The organism is Flavobacterium sp. MDT1-60 (assembly GCF_014844035.1).
GTDB lineage: Bacteria > Bacteroidota > Bacteroidia > Flavobacteriales > Flavobacteriaceae > Flavobacterium.
On record NZ_CP062159.1, the window covers coordinates 3,932,948 to 3,949,313 of the forward strand.

Sequence of the window (16,366 nt, forward strand, 5' to 3'; positions counted from 1 at the left end):
ATTGTTTAATAAATTTACAAAATAGAAAAGCCCAATTCAAGTTTGAATTGGGCTTTAATTTTATCATCTAAAAGTTTCTAAAATTTCATCTTCTGAATTCTAACTGCATTTAATATCGCCAACAATGCTACTCCAACATCAGCAAAAACAGCTTCCCACATCGTTGCTAGTCCACCTGCACCTAAAATTAGTACAAATGCTTTTACAACAAAAGCCAATGTAATATTCTGCCAGACAATTTTTTTAGTTTGCTTTCCGATGTTGATTGCCATCGGGATTTTACTTGGTTTATCATCCTGGATTACGATATCGGCAGTTTCAATTGTGGCGTCGCTTCCTAAACCGCCCATCGCAATTCCAACTGTACTTAAAGCAATAACCGGAGCATCGTTTACGCCGTCGCCAACAAAAGCTACGGTTTCATTTTTAGCTTTAATTTCGTTAAGTTTATTGACTTTATCTTCCGGAAGCAAATCTCCAAAGGCATTTGCAATTCCGAGTTTATTGGCAACGAACTGTACAACATTGGTTTTATCACCGCTCAGCATCGTTACTTTGACACCTAATAATTTTAGTTTATTTACTGTTTCGAGGGCATCTTCTTTAATTTCGTCTGCAATGGTCAAATAGCCTGCAAACTTCTTTTCATAAGCAATGGCAATCGTGGTATAAACCACAGAATTTGGATCCAGATCATATTTAATCCCGAATTTATCCATCAATTTAAAATTCCCAACGTGAAGTTCTTTTCCGTTAATTTCCGCTTTTAAACCATGTCCGGAAATTTCTTCTACATTTTTCAATTCGATTGAAGCATCAATTTTTCCCACATGATTGTGAATCGCCGTCGCCACCGGATGTGTACTTTGACTTTCTAAAACATTCACCAGTTTCAATATTTCTTCTTTATCAAAATCATCCGAAATAATCACTTCCTGCACTTTAAAAACGCCTTCGGTCATTGTTCCGGTTTTATCCATCACAACGTTCTGAATTGTAGAAATACTGTCTAAAAAATTACTGCCTTTAAAGAGAATTCCATTTTTGCTTGCAGCTCCAATTCCGCCAAAATATCCTAGAGGAATACTAATTACCAAAGCACAAGGGCAAGAAATCACCAGAAAAACCAAAGCTCTGTAAAGCCAGTCACTAAAAACATAATTATCAACAAAAAGCATTGGCAATAAGCAAATTGCAATCGCCAGATACACTACAATTGGCGTATAGATTTTAGCAAATTTTCGTATAAACAATTCTGCAGGAGCTTTTTTAGCCGTAGCATTTTGCACCATTTCAAGGATTTTAGATAATTTACTGTCTTTATAATCTGTCGTAACTTTTACCTGTGCAATTGTATTTTCGTTGATCATTCCGGCTAAAACGGTTTCTCCTTTTACTTTCGTCGATGGTTTACTTTCGCCTGTAAGCGCAGCGGTGTTAAACGAAGCGGTATCAGACAATAATTCTCCGTCTAAACCTAATTTTTCTCCGGCTTTAAGCTGAATAATAGATCCGATTCTGACATCAGCAGCTTTAACTTTTGTCGCCACATTATTTTCTAAAATAGTAACTTCATCGGGACGCTGATCCAACAAACTTTTAATATTCGATTTTGCTCTGCTTACCGCCAATCCCTGAAAATTTTCTCCAATCGTATAAAAAAGCATTACGGCAACTCCTTCAGGAAATTCTCCAATGGCGAAAGCGCCAATCGTAGCAATACACATCAGGAAAAATTCTGAAAACACATCGCCTTTTATAATGCTTTCGTAAGCTTCTTTCAAAACCGGAATTCCAACCGGTAAATAAGCTATGATGTACCAAACAATTCTAACATATCCTGTAAACCAGTTTTGTGGAAAATAATTGTCAAACCCAATTCCGATAAGCAATAAAACAAACGAAATGATCGCGGGAAGAAACATTTGGAACAAACTTCCTTCAGCATTATGTTCGTGATCGTGATTGTGTCCGTCATCCTCAGAATGATGATGTTCTTCATGCGCTGAACAGCAACCGGATTGGTTTGTTTTCTTCTTTATTATTTTTTCTTCATGTATATGTTCCATAAAAATCTTTTGTTTCAAGTTTTCTTTGTTCAAAGTTTCAAGTTTTGAACTGTGTAGAAAACACTTTTTAAAGTTACATCTTTTAAGGCAATTGTTTTTATCGAATAGCTTTTATTTAATCTCGCAAAGGTGCTAAGTCGCAAAGTTTTAGTTTGAATTGCCTCCAGCTTTAGCTGGAGGTTAATGATGTCAAATTTAAATGGCTTTAGCCAGAATGCGCATTTTTGGCTAAAGCCATTATAACATTTCAATTAATTATCTCCAGCTAAAGCAGGAGGCAATTCAACACATAAAATTTAAAAACTTTGCGCCTCCGCGCCTTTGCGAGATTATTCCACACCAGCTTTAATAACTTTGCGCCTTAACGCCTTCGTGGCAAATTCAATGTTCATGCTCTCCCCCGCCTTTCATCGCAGACAACAAATAAAAAGCACCTTCCGTAACGATCTTAGCGTTTGGAGAAATTTCATCAACAAACTTCACTTCGGTAAAACCTAAATCTGTCGTTCCCGGAATTACTTCAATGGCTTTAAAATGAATTTCCTTTTCGTGATTTTCTTTATTCCCGTTTTCCTTTTCCTGATGTTCATCTTCTTGTAAAAAAACAAAATATTTATCTGCATTTCGAACCACAGCATCCTTTGGCAAAGCGGGAACCGTGGCATTCGTAATATTAATATTAGCAGAAACATACATTCCCGGAATCAATCCTTTGGCATCAGCCGATTCAATTTTAGCATGGACGGCAACCGTTTTGCTTTCATTTGAAAAAGATTTATTGATTCCGAAAATCTTTCCTTTAATAGATTTATTCGATTGATTTGTCAATACAAAATCAATTACCTGTCCAACAGAAATAGATCCTAAATCTTTTTCGTAAACATTCAAGTCCAAATGCATTTGGCTATTGTCAACCACTTCAAACAAGGAAATTCCCGTTTGTGCATAAGCTCCTTTTGCTATACTTATTTTACCAACATAACCACTTATTGGTGCGACAATAGGCACTAAAGAAGTACTCCCTTTGGTGCTCACATGCAAAGCTTCTAATTTATTTTTTGCTGCCTGAGCTCTTGCCCTTTCTGACGCTAATTTTGCTTTTACTTCCTGAAATGTTTTCCTTGGATTTACATTCTCGTCACTCAGTGTTTTCTGGCGATTGTACTCTAACTGCAAATATTCAATATTGGCTGTAGCCGAATGAAATTCTTCCTGCATTTCTATAACTTCCAGATTTTGAATGGTTGCCAACACTTTTCCTTTATTCACAAAAGTGCCTTCCAAAACAAAAATATCTTTTACCGTTCCGCCAATTAAAGTCGAAACTTCAGCAGAATTTTGAGGCGGAACAGTGGTATAACCATTTGCTTTTATGACTTTATTGAGATTTCGATCTTCAACAAATCCCGTTTCAATACCGATCGTTTTGTATTGGGAAGCAGTTAAGGCGACTTCTGTCTGTGATTTCTCCTCTTCATGTGTTTCTTCTGCTTTTTTCTCATTGCAGCTTAGTAAAACGCTGTAGGCAATAAGGAATATGCTATAAGCTGCTATTCTTTGCGAACTTTGCGAAAAAAACCTTGCGAACTTTGCGGTTAAATCTGCGGTTAAATTTATTTTCATTTTAATTGTTTTTGATAGTTGGAAATTGAAGTTCGATGGCGCTTTGATTGTAATTATGAGTCGCCTCGGCATATTGTTTTTTAATATCAATCGCCTGGTTTAAAAAGCTGATATACGACCAATAACTCATATCGCCATTGGCATAACTTTTTTGTGCCGTACTGATAATCTGATCAGCATATTGCAAGCCTTCATTTTGATAATAATCTAAAGCTTTTTGCTGTTTTGTAAAGTTGTTTTGCAATTCTTGCTGTTGCAAATTCAAGGTTAATTTACTTTTATCCAAAGCTAATTGCGATTGCGAAATACTAATCTCAGAAGCTTTGGCTTTCGCCGAATTTACGCCTCCAAATAACGGAATCTGCAAGCCTGCTGTAAAACCCTGAAACAACGATTCTGTGTTAATGGTTTGCGCAAAATAACCTAATCCCAATTTTGGAGTTCTCATCGCTTTGTAGGTATTGGTTTCCTTCTGATAAACCGAGATTTGTTGTTGATAATAATCCGTCAATAAAACTTCTGCTTTCGAACTTCCTTCCTCTTTTATACTGGAATATTGCAAAGCTGTTTTTTCATCAGCAATTATATTTTCATTAGTTTGTACAAAAAACTGCAATTGCTTTTGGTAAATTGTCAGATCGTATTCTAATTGTGCTTTCTGCGTTTCAATTTCTTTTACTTTCGCTTTAGCGCTAATAACTTCAATGTTGCCGCTTTCTCCGGTTTGAAAACGCAACTCAGCATTCTTTAAAAATTTGGTATAAATGTCATTTAATTCCGAGTTTAATTTCTGAATCGAAACACCGTACAAATATTGATAATAGGCCAATGTAACGGCTTTTTCAATTTCATAGGAGGATAACGCTTTTCGTTTTTCGGCTAGTTTTACCAATTCTTCCTGCAATTGTCGATTCGCTTTTGTAATATTTCCGATGGGGAAATATTGCTGAATTGATACGTTATGGTCAAAATCGGCGCTATTGAATTGTCCACCCTGATATTGTACCTGAAGCGGATCTGCCTGAAATGCGGTCTTTTTAAGGATGGTTTGTTTTTCGATTTCTTTATCGGCGATTTTTAAATCGATGTTGTTTGATTTGGCAAGTTCTATAGCTTTTTCTAAAGATATTTTGGCTTGCGCAGATGATATTGTACTTGTCAATAGAAGTGCAATTAACCACAGAGAACGCAAAGGAGATTTCACAGAGTTCACAAAGGCTTTTGAGCTTAAATTATATATTGTTTTCATTTTATTTATTATTTTGTTGTCTCTCGCAGATTCTGCAGATTGAGCAGATCATTTTGATTCTTTTTATAATTTAAATCTGCTAAATCTCCCAAATCTGCGAGAAAAATCATCTATACTTATTTTTTATTTCACGCAGATTTAAAAAGATTTAAGCAGATATGCGCAGATTATTATTTATTATCTTAAAATTAAATCTGCTATAATCTGCAAAATCTGCGTGAAAAAATTATTTTATTTTGTGGTTAAATTTCTCCAGCATTAAATACAAAATTGGTAATACGATTAATGTCAATAATGTTGCTGAAACTAAACCGCCGATAACAACAGTTGCTAAAGGTTTCTGTACCTCTGCTCCGCCGCTTGTGGATAATGCCATTGGCAAAAATCCTAACGAAGCCACGGCAGCAGTCATTAAAACCGGACGTAATCTTGTTTTGGTTCCGATTAAAACTCTTTGAAGTGGATCTTGTATTCCTTCTGCTTTTAATTGATTGAAATACGAAATCAGAACGATTCCGTTTAAAACGGCAATTCCAAACAAAGCAATAAAACCAATTCCGGCGGAAATACTAAAAGGCATTCCTCGCATCCAAAGTGCAAAAACACCACCAATTGCGGCTAACGGAATTGCCGTAAAAATTAAAGCTGCCTGTTTAAAACTGTTGAACGTTAGATAAAGCAAGATCAATATTAATCCCAAAGCAATTGGCAATGCTATCATTAATCTATTTGTAGCTTTGATCAAATTCTCGAACTGACCGCCGTATGTTATGTAATATCCGGAAGGAAGGTTAAAATCCCGAACTAATCTCTCTTGAATTTCTTCCACAACGCTTTTGATATCGCGTCCGCGGACGTTTAAGCCCACAGTAATTCGGCGTTTTCCATCTTCGCGGGTTACCTGAACCGGACCCTGCTCATAATCTACAGAAGCAACCTGAGAAAGCGGCACTTGCTGACCGTTTGGGAGCGGGATAAACAAATTGCTGACATCGGTAATATCAGCACGGTTGTCCTGATTCATACGGACAACAACATCAAATCTTTTGCTTTCTTCGTAGATTTTACCGGCACTTTCACCAGCAAAAGAGGAACGAATAATCTGATTGATATCAGAAATATTCAGTCCGTATAAAGCGATTTTATTATAATCGTATTTGATGGTAATTTGTGGTAAACCTGTTACTTTATCGGCTTTTAAATCGCCGATTCCTTCTATATTTTTGATTTTCGAAATTAACTCAGCTGCTTTGGCGTCAAGGATTTCTAAATCATCACCAAAAATCTTGATGGCAATATCGCTTCGGCTTCCGGTCATTAATTCGTTAAAACGCATCTGAATCGGCTGTGAAATCTCAATATTGGCACCCGGAATGATTTCCATTTCTTCTTTCATCGCATTAGCCAAATCTTCCCAATTATGGTATTTGCCTTTCCATTCTTTTTTGTCTTTCAGGACAATAATCAAATCGCCGCTTTCAATGGGCATTGGATCAGTTGGGATTTCTCCGCTTCCAATTTTGGTCACTATTGTTTTAATTTCAGGAAATTTCTCTTTTAATAATTTCTCGTACTTTGTCGTCGTTTCTACCATCTGCGTAAGCGAACTTCCTGTCATAATTGTAGCATTGATAGCCAAATCACCTTCTTCAATAGTTGGAATAAATTCTCCTCCCATATTTTGGAAAATGATAAATGCTAAAGCAAAAAACCCGAGAGAAATTCCTAAAACCACTTTTTTAAACTGCAATACTTTATTTAAAAAGGGTGTATAAATGGATTCGAACCAACGCATCATTCGGTCGCTGAAGTTTTTTTTGTGTTCTGTTTTTTTAGATAGAAACAGGGCGCTCATCATTGGTACATACGTCAGCGAAAGTATAAATGCACCCGCAATCGCGAAACCAACTGTCATCGCCATTGGCTTGAACATTTTTCCTTCGGTTCCAACTAAAGCCAGTATTGGCAAGTAAACAATCAAAATAATGATTTCTCCAAAGGCTGCACTATTTCTGATTTTTGAAGCCGAATTATACACTTCAACGTCCATTTCTTTCTGTGAAAGGGCTGTTTTATTTTTGATTTTTTGCAGATGATGCATCGTGGCCTCGACAATAATAACAGCTCCATCGACAATAATTCCGAAGTCTATCGCTCCCAGACTCATTAAATTTCCGCTTACGCCAAAAGCATTCATCAAAATCACAGCAAAAAGCATGGCAAGCGGAATAACAGAAGCAACTATTAATCCGGCACGAAGATTCCCCAGAAATAAAATCAGTACAAAGATGACAATTAAGGCACCTTCTAAAAGATTTTTAGTCACTGTTCCAATGGCATTATCAACCAATTTTCCTCTGTCAATAAAAGCTTCGGCTACAACGCCTTCAGGCAGGCTTTTATTAATCTGAATCATTCTTTCATGAATTCTGTTGACAACTGCGCTGGAATTTTCTCCTTTTAACATCAAAACCAATCCCGAAACGATTTCTCCTTTTCCGTCTTTGGTTGAAGCACCGTAACGCAACGCAATTCCTTCGCGAACTTCGGCAACATCACGGACTAAAACGGGCGAACCATTTCTGTTTTTTACTACCACATTTCCAAGATCATTAATTCCTTTTGCCATTCCGACACCGCGGATAAAATAGGCGTACTGATCTTTTTCAATATAAGCGCCTCCGGTATTTTGATTGTTCTTTTCTAACGCATCAAAAATTTCGGTAATCGTAACTCCAAGACTATTCAATGTATTTGGGTTTACGGCAATTTCATATTGTTTCAGTTTTCCTCCCCAAGTACTTATTTCGGCAACACCTTTAATTCCTTGTAACTGCGGAATAATGATCCAATCCTGAATGGTTCTTAATTTTATTGCATCGTACTTGTTTTCATAGCCTTTTTTGGCATAAACATCATATTGGTAAATTTCTCCCAAACCGGTTGTAATGGGCGCTAATTCAGGAGAACCAGCATAAGCCGGAATGTTTTCTTCGGCTTGTTTTAAGCGCTGAAATATTTGTTCTCTGGCCCAATAAATATCGACATCGTCTTCAAAGACGACGGTTACAACCGACAATCCGAAACGGGAAATACTGCGGAGTTCTATAACATCCGGAACTGTTTTTACAGCCTGTTCCAGCGGATATGTAATTAATTGTTCGACTTCCTGACTGGCCAAAGTTGGCGCTGTTGTAATGATTTGCACCTGATTATTGGTAACATCTGGTAAGGCATCCAGCGGTAATTTTTTAAGCGAATAACTTCCCCAGGCTATTAATACAAGGGTAAATAGCAGTATAAAGAACTTATTCTTTATACTGAACTGTATAATTTTATCTAACATTTGATTCTATAATGACGTGAGAAATCAGACAAAGTTTGTCTGTTCATTTTGTGGAAAGTCCACAACGCTCTAACCCGAACTAGCCGGGCATCATTATGCTATTCGAGGAGGCTGCCAAATGCTTCCGTAGAAATTGGAAGCGAAAACAGAATTATAATTGGGTAATGCTTTTGAAATAATCGTAAAAGCCACGGGAAATTCAATAGTTTCTAAAGTCTGATAGCTCAAAACCTGTGCACCACAACAATTGCAGGCGCAAAACGGAGAACATAAATCATTGTCTTTATCATGCGAATGATTGGCTTCTGATGAAAATTGAACTGTTTTATGCGCAGCGCTATCCACTTCCATATCTGCGCAGGGCATATTTGAAAGTGCCATCAAATAAATTGACAATACTATAGCGATCCATTTCATGATCGTAAAAATACTATTTATTTTTTATACTAAAATCTAAATAATTGAAAATGATATTCATAATGAGGTAAATTTTTCAATAAAATTTGGATAAACATTTTTTATTTAAAATTTTACTTTCTAAAAAAAGATTAGAAATAGTAAGAAAAATTATTTAACTTTAACAATAATTAACATATCATCCCGGTTTTAATTTTAAAGCACGTAAAACTTATTTCACTACAAGCCAGATACATAAGCATACATTCCTCCTAATAATAACATTAGTACTTATTTATTCTAAACAGTTTTATTAATTAATTTTAACACTACAAGTCAATGAAATATAATACGCTAATATCTGCCATATTATTATTTTTTAGCATACAAATTTTCGGCCAGGTTTATACGGACAAAATAGTTGGTAAAAAAAATGAACAACTGAAAGATAGTCTTAAAGTCGAAAAGTATCCATATGCATTGCCAATCTGGGGAGAAAAAGTTGCCCAAAAAGGATATAAATTACCTTATTCTGCGGGAGTCTCTGTAAATTATTTTTGGCAGGAATCTGAAATTGTTATAAATGATTTAAATATTGGTTTCAATCATGGTCCGCAATATAACTTAGATGAAATCGTTCGTTTTGACAAATCATCTGTCGAAGCATCGGCACTGACAGTTCGTCCAGATGTATGGCTTCTTCCTTTTTTAAATGTATACGGAATTTTTGGCAAAGCCAATACGGCAACAAAAATTAATGCTGGAATTTATGTTCCGGATGCAGATAATAACTGGTCTCAAATAGCCAATTTCAGTACTAAAGCTAATTTTAATGCCACTACGTTTGGTATTGGTATGACCCCAACAATTGGTATTGGAGGCGGATGGTTTGCACTGGATATGAATATGGCCTGGACTGACATTAGTTCTCTTGACAAACCTGCTTTTTCCTATATTTTTGGGCCAAGATTAGGTAAAACTTTTAAATTTAATAAACCGGACCAAAATATTGCGGTTTGGGTTGGAGGCTTTCGAGTTCATATTTCCGGTGATACTAATGGAGATTTACCTCTGTCTGATTTTATAGATTTATCTGATGCCCAGTTAAAAGTAGACAATGGTCTTGCAAAAGTTTCTGAAAATCAAACAAAAGTAGATAACTGGTGGGATGGCCTGACACCGGCTGAGCAAAAAAATCCAGTGAATGTTACAAAACATAATACTGCAAATCGGGCACTTGAAAGAGCCGGAACATTTTTAAGCACATTAGACGGAGCTTTGAGTACTGCTTCAGATTCATCTGTTCAATATTCGCTTCAAAAAAGACCAAAAGACATGTGGAATTTTATTATTGGATCTCAATATCAGTTCAGTAAACATTTAATGTTTCGGGCTGAAGTTGGTTTCTTAGGCAGTCGTACGCAGGCATTAGGTAGTCTTCAGTATCGTTTTGGACTTTAATCCAGATCTTATGAAAAAAGGTTTAGTATTACTTATCGCTTTCTTTTGTATCACACCAGCACAATCACAAGTTTTAATTTCCCTTCTTTTTGGAGACAAACTGAATTCTCCCTTTTTAGAATTTGGTCTGGATGGCGGGGTCAACTTTTCGACGATTTCAAATATGGAGACCTCGGGTACCGAAGTAGGTTTTAATCTTGGGTTTTATTTTGATATCCGATCTAAAAAAAATCCAGCCTGGATGATTAATACCGGCGTAATCGTAAAATCTCCAATGGGAGCACATGGTATGCCCGTTTATTCTTTAGGAGATGCCAATCTGGATAATACTTTTGCAGGAGGAAAAGTCGATCGTGAAATCCGTTATTTTAATGTTCCAATTTTGATTAAATATCAGTTCAAAAATAATATCTATTTAAAAACAGGTCCGCAGCTTGGATTATTAGCCAAAGCTTTTGACAAATTCCGAAAAGAATATGACGGTGACGAAGTAGTTTACAAACACAATATCAGAGATCAAATACACGTAATTGATGCCGGTATTGCACTTGGTGCCGGTTATCATATGAATGTTGGAAACGGATTGAATATGACGGTCCAATATTATTACGGATTGGTTCCGGTAATGAAAGGAGATGGTCCCGAACAATTCAACCGATCGTTGTACGTTACAGCTGGAATACCAATTGGCCGTGGAAAAGCAGCCCGAAAAAAAGCAGAAAAAGAAGCCGAATTAAACCGCATTATTTTACCTGAGGAAGAAGCGCCAAAATCTAAAAATTAATTATTAGGGTTATTGATAGAAACAATCAATCTTAATATTTCATGATTTTGCAAAATAAAATGGGGTTCTGTATACAAAATGGCATTGTTTGGCATAAAAGGCATTTCAGCCACCAGCGGACTTTGAACCACAACAGTACCTCCATGAGCCTTAATAGCCTGTAATCCCAGAGTTCCGTCGGTATTTGAACCGGATAATAAAATACCCACTAAAGCTTCTCCATAAATTTCTGCTGCTGATTCAAAAGAAACATCAATACTTGGCCGGCTAAAATTTATTTTTTCAGAAGTGTCCAATGCCAACAAGTCGTTTTTTTCGAATAATAAATGATAGTTTGAAGGCGCAACATATACAAAACCCGGAACTAGTGGTGTCTTATCTTCAACAAGTTTTAATGGCACACTAGATTTTAAACTAATTAAATCTTCTAGTGTTTGCTCGTCAGTGCTTTTTCGATGCACTACAATTACAATGGCAAAACCATTTAACTTCGGCAATTCCGGTAAGATTTGCATTAAAGCGTTAAGGCTTCCTGCCGATCCACCTATGATAACCACTTTACAGCCAGATATTACTTCACTTTTCTCCATATTTTTTCTTTATCAAACTGTTTGTATTTAGTTGTAGTAATCGAATATTTTATGGTTTCTTTTGTCCCTAAAGCAAGGAATCCTAAAACGGCTAAACTTTCATCAAATAAATTAATGACTCTTTTTTGAAGATCATTGTCAAAATAAATTAAAACATTGCGGCATAAAATCATGTCAAATTCATTAAATGAAGTATCTGACACTAAATTATGCTGTGAATAAACCATCTTTTCAGCGAGTTCTTCATTAAATTTTGCAATTCCGTAATTGGCAATATAATAACTTGAAAAATCTTCCCTGCCACCAGCGTCGCGATAGTTTTCTGAATATTCTTTCATCATTCGAAGGGGAAAAATTCCTTTTTTGGCTGTCTCTAATACCGAAGTATTAATATCTGTCGCATAAATAAGTGATTTATGAAGTAAACCCGCTTCTTTTAGCATAATAGCCATCGAATACACTTCTTCGCCAGTAGAACAGCCGGCGTGCCACAATCTGATAAAAGGTTTGGTTCCTAATAACGGTAGAATTTCATTTCTTAAAACACTATAAAAAACAGGATCACGAAACATCTCGGTTACATTTACCGTGATTTCGTCTACCATTCTTTTGTAATATTCGGGATCATATCGAACTCTGGAAAGAAACTCATGAAAATGGGTAAATCCATCTAAATGATAGATTCTGTTCACACGTCTTTTCAGTGAAGCTCTCGAATAACTTCCAAAATCAAAACCGTAATATTCGTAAACATCATTTATAAGTGTTTCTAACTCGATATCCTCAATCATCATAACTCATTTCATATTTCCTTCAGCACCTGAAGCAATTTATCTACATCAACTGGTTTCGAAATATAGGCATCTGCCCCAGCCTCTAAACATTTTTCTCTGTCCCCCATCATCGCCTGGGCGGTTACCGCTATAACAAAAGTTAATCTTCTTGAAGGAATCGCTTTTATTAGTGGAATTGCTTCATAACCGTCCATTTCCGGCATCATCATGTCGATTAAAACGGCGTCAATTTGTTCTTCAGATTCTAATAATTTTAAAGCTTCTTCGGCACTTAAACAAGACAAACAATCGAATGATCTGGCACGTAAAGTGTTTTCTAAAGCAAAAATATTTCTAGAATCATCATCAATAATTAAGAGTCTTTTTTTATTCATATTCGCCTGCTTTTAATTTGGTTTTTATCTTTTTGCCACAGATTAAAAGATTTAAAGGATTTTTTTCAATTAATCTGTAAAATCTGTGGCAAAACTTTTTTTATATTTTATCGTAAAGCCACACGCGTAATAACGACAGCAATTGATCGATATCTACTGGTTTTGTTATATAATCTGATGCTCCGGCTTTGATGCATTTTTCCCTGTCGCCTGTCATCGCTTTTGCTGTTACGGCAATCAGTGGTAAATTCAGGAATTTTGGCATGCTGCGTATTTTTTCCGCTGTTTCGTAACCGTCCATATTTGGCATCATCATATCTAATAAAACAATGTCTGTGTCCGGATGTTCGTCTAGAATTTTGATCGCTTCTTTTCCATCAAAAGCCGTAATCACATTCATTTTAAAGACTTCTAAAGCTTTTGTCAATGAATAAATATTACGAACATCATCATCTACAATTAATACCTTTTTTTCAAACAGGATATTATTAAGTAAATTTAGCTTTTTATAACTTTCCTTTTTGTCTTTTGGATCTTTTTTCTCTTCAACTAAATGAAGAAAAAGAGAAACCTCATCAAGCATTCTTTGATACGAATGTGCCGTTTTTACAATAATCGAATCGGCATATTTCTTAATCTTCACTTCTTCTTTAATCGACAAGCTTTTTCCGGTAAAAACAATTACCGGCAGATTTTCTAGTCCCGGGTTTTTCTTTACACCTTCTAAAATTGCATACGCTTGCTTATCCGGAACTCCCATATCCAGGATAACACAGTCAATTTCTGTATTGTTTAACGCTTGTAAACCATCAGAAACCTCGCTTTTTATCTCTGCATTAATATTATATGTTTCTAAGAAAAAAGCCAATGCTTTTGCATGTTTTGGATTGTCTTCGATAATTAAAACCTTTTGCGCTTCTTTATTTACAATATGTTCAATTCTTAAAAATACATCCGGAATCTTATCAAAAGCTACAGGTTTGTCTAAGAAATCGACCGCTCCTTTTAACAGGCTTTCCTGTTTCAATTTATGCGATGACATAATGTGCACTGGAATATGTTTGGTTTGTGAATTGTTTTTTAATTCTTCTAAAACTTCCCAACCGCTTTTTATTGGCAGCTCAATATCCAGCAAAACCCCCACAGGTTTATACAGCATTGCAAAATTTAAGGCATAGTCGCCACGAACGGAAACAATTCCTTTATAACCCTTATTTCTCGTAAAGGCTAAAAGTGATTTTGCAAAATTAATATCGTCTTCGACAATCAAAATTACTTTGTCGCTTTCTTGTACTGAATCTCTGTCATCTTCAATTTCATCAGGAATAACGGCACTTAAATATTTATTTTTTGTGTCATCTTTTCCAATATTTTCAACTTCTGTAAATTCTGTTGGTGGAATTTTTTCTACATTTATTTTGTTTATGGCCGAACCAAAAACCGGCAGACATAACGTAAACGTACTTCCCTCTTCTACTTTACTGTGCAAAATAATTTCACCTCTTAGTAATTTTGCTAATTCACGGCTGATCGATAATCCTAAACCTGTTCCGCCATATTTACGTTTGGTCGAACCGTCGGCTTGTTGAAAAGCTTCAAAAATAAGTGGCTGTTTTTCTAACGGAATTCCGATTCCGGTATCTTTTACAATAAAACAAATGATTTTATCGTCATCAGTATTGATCTTAATTTCAAGACTAACAGTTCCTTTTTCTGTAAATTTAATCGCATTCGAAATTAAATTTTTCAGAATTTGTTCTAAACGCATTTTGTCTGTTTTAATGACAATTGGCGCGTCTTTAGAAATAATTTCAAACGTAACTCCTTTTTCTTTAGCCATCAAATTAAAGAGATTCCACATTGTATCTGTAATCTCTTTAGTGGAAACATCTAAAAATTCGAGTTCCATTTTTCCGGCTTCAATTTTAGATAAATCCAGAATTTCATCGATCAATCCCAATAAACTATTTCCTGAACTCTGAATAACTTTTGCAAATTCAATTTCCTCAGCGACCATGCTTTTGTTATTATTTTCAGATAATAACCTGCTTAAAAGTAAAATTGAATTAAGCGGTGTTCTCAATTCATGAGACATATTTGCAAGGAACTCTGATTTATAACGAGTTGTCAATTCTAATGCTTCAGATTTCTTCTGAATTTCATTGTTTTTTTCTTCCAATAAAACACTTCTTTCAGACAATTCTTCGTTGGTTTGTTCCAGTTCTTCCTGTTGAACTCTAAGTTCCTCTTCTGATGCCTGAAGTTTTTCTGTTTGCGCCTCAAGCTCTGCATTTATTGCTTCCAGTTCTGTATGTTGTGCTTGCAATTCTTCTGACTGCGATTTGGTTTCTTCCAACAACTCCATCACTCTTTTTCTATTTTGAGTCGATTTAATCGCAATTCCGATGTTGTTTGCCACCGTCTTTAAGAACTCTATTTGAAGATCAGAGAATCCATAAATACTAGCCAGCTCGATAGCACCTTCTACCCTGGTATCTAACAAAGGAAGGGCTACAATATGTGTAGGTTTTATTTGGCCTAACGCATAATTAATTTGTATATCATCTGGAGACAATTCTTTCAGCTCAAGCAATTCTTTTGAAATAATTGCCTGTCCAATCAGACCTTCTCCTTTTTGAATACGCTCCCGATTTTTGCCCGGAATATAGCTGTAACCACCCGAAAAACAAAGTTCATCTCCTTCTAACACATACAGAACTCCAGCATTGCTGTTGGTATAATGACATAAAAACTCAATAACATCTTTTGATAGTTTCTGAAGGGCTTTATCTCCAAGCATTACATTATTCAGAGTTGCAATTCCTGATTGCATCCATTCTTTTTGTGATAATAAATTGAAAGAGTTTTTTAACGAAACCCCCATGCTGTTTAGTGATTCTCCCACGCTTCCCAATGCATCGGATTGGGTGTCAGTAACACGAATATCATAATTACCATTCGAAATATTACTGGCGATCGTACTGATTGCTTCAATTCTTGCGGCGGTTTCTTTATCTTTTTTCTCTAATTCATTTTGAAGGATCAAACGTTCGTTATAATCTTTTAAAATTCTGAACAAAAAGACAATCGAAATTACAAAGGCGGTAATAAAAGCTACAATAATTAAAACTAAGCTGTAATTTCCATAGCGTTCTGAATTTTCGCCTCGTTCTTTCAATAAAGTTTGTTCTGCAACTTCAACTATTTTTATTTTAGATCGTAAATCATTCATCATTATTCGACCTTCATTGAGATCAAAAGAAACGCCATCTTTTCCGAGTCGTTTTTTTACAATTTGATTGTTCAGGTATTTGAAAAAATTAACTCTAAGCGGTTTTAATTCTTCTAATTGTTTTTGTTGTGATGGATTATCAACAGTAAGTTCCTGTACTTTTTCAAAATAATTATTAGATCTTGTCTCGGCATCATTGTATCTTTCTACAAATTGCTCGTCGCCGGTAATAAGGTAGCCGCGCATGCTGGTTTGCGCTTCGGTTATGATAGCTGATCCTTCATTTAAGTTGTAAATAACTTCCTGAGTATGGTTGACCCAAAAATTACTATTCAATAAGCTTTTAATACTAAAAAAGGAAGCTGTTGAACTGATCATTAATACTAATAATGAAACCAGTGAACTGATTAATAAATTTCTTTTAAAGTTATTCTTCATCTTTTATTTA

General features: G+C 35.5%; 11 protein-coding genes. 2 read left to right on the forward strand and 9 right to left on the reverse strand.

Annotated features, from left to right (window positions below; genetic code table 11):
• Nucleotides 1-77: 77 nt before the first annotated feature.
• The 5 genes from IHE43_RS16415 to IHE43_RS16435 all read right to left on the reverse strand — a co-directional run bounded on the left by IHE43_RS16415 (nt 78) and on the right by IHE43_RS16435 (nt 8,704).
• Nucleotides 78-2,069 (reverse strand): heavy metal translocating P-type ATPase, encoded by a 1,992-nt coding sequence (locus tag IHE43_RS16415; protein WP_192184902.1) that lies wholly within the window; start codon nt 2,067-2,069, stop codon nt 78-80.
• Nucleotides 2,070-2,450: 381 nt separating this feature from the next.
• The gene (locus tag IHE43_RS16420; RefSeq protein WP_192184903.1) at nt 2,451-3,692 is read right to left on the reverse strand and encodes an efflux RND transporter periplasmic adaptor subunit; all 1,242 of its coding nucleotides are present in this window, start codon (nt 3,690-3,692) and stop codon (nt 2,451-2,453) included.
• 1 nt (nt 3,693) lies between these two features.
• The gene (locus tag IHE43_RS16425) at nt 3,694-4,941 is read right to left on the reverse strand and encodes a TolC family protein (RefSeq protein ID WP_192184904.1); all 1,248 of its coding nucleotides are present in this window, start codon (nt 4,939-4,941) and stop codon (nt 3,694-3,696) included.
• Nucleotides 4,942-5,167: 226 nt separating this feature from the next.
• Nucleotides 5,168-8,287 carry an efflux RND transporter permease subunit gene (locus IHE43_RS16430; protein WP_192184905.1) on the reverse strand — a complete coding sequence of 1,040 codons (3,120 nt, stop codon included), beginning with the start codon at nt 8,285-8,287 and terminating at the stop codon, nt 5,168-5,170.
• A gap of 93 nt (nt 8,288-8,380) precedes the next feature.
• Nucleotides 8,381-8,704, reverse strand: coding sequence for a DUF6660 family protein (locus IHE43_RS16435; protein ID WP_225585167.1), 324 nt, complete (start codon nt 8,702-8,704; stop codon nt 8,381-8,383).
• A gap of 318 nt (nt 8,705-9,022) precedes the next feature.
• On the opposite strand from IHE43_RS16435, the gene IHE43_RS16440 reads away from it, so the two are divergent.
• On the forward strand, nt 9,023-10,144 hold the full coding sequence (locus tag IHE43_RS16440; protein WP_192184906.1) for a hypothetical protein: 1,122 nt from the start codon (nt 9,023-9,025) through the stop codon (nt 10,142-10,144).
• A 10-nt stretch (nt 10,145-10,154) separates the two neighbouring features.
• Nucleotides 10,155-10,928: a porin family protein gene (locus IHE43_RS16445; protein ID WP_192184907.1), complete on the forward strand. Its 774-nt coding sequence runs from the start codon at nt 10,155-10,157 to the stop codon at nt 10,926-10,928.
• Here IHE43_RS16445 and IHE43_RS16450 read toward each other — a convergent pair.
• The 4 genes from IHE43_RS16450 to IHE43_RS16465 all read right to left on the reverse strand — a co-directional run bounded on the left by IHE43_RS16450 (nt 10,925) and on the right by IHE43_RS16465 (nt 16,356).
• Nucleotides 10,925-11,518: a chemotaxis protein CheB gene (locus IHE43_RS16450; RefSeq protein ID WP_192184908.1), complete on the reverse strand. Its 594-nt coding sequence runs from the start codon at nt 11,516-11,518 to the stop codon at nt 10,925-10,927. The two genes, IHE43_RS16445 and IHE43_RS16450, sit on opposite strands and share 4 nt — an antisense overlap.
• A complete protein-coding gene (locus IHE43_RS16455; protein WP_192188240.1) occupies nt 11,500-12,309 on the reverse strand; it encodes a protein-glutamate O-methyltransferase CheR in 810 nt (269 codons plus the stop codon). The genes IHE43_RS16450 and IHE43_RS16455 overlap by 19 nt, the downstream gene beginning before the upstream one ends.
• 11 nt (nt 12,310-12,320) lie before the next feature.
• Nucleotides 12,321-12,686 (reverse strand): response regulator, encoded by a 366-nt coding sequence (locus tag IHE43_RS16460; RefSeq protein WP_192184909.1) that lies wholly within the window; start codon nt 12,684-12,686, stop codon nt 12,321-12,323.
• 100 nt (nt 12,687-12,786) lie between these two features.
• Nucleotides 12,787-16,356 carry a response regulator gene (locus tag IHE43_RS16465; RefSeq protein ID WP_192184910.1) on the reverse strand — a complete coding sequence of 1,190 codons (3,570 nt, stop codon included), beginning with the start codon at nt 16,354-16,356 and terminating at the stop codon, nt 12,787-12,789.
• Nucleotides 16,357-16,366: the final 10 nt, after the last annotated feature.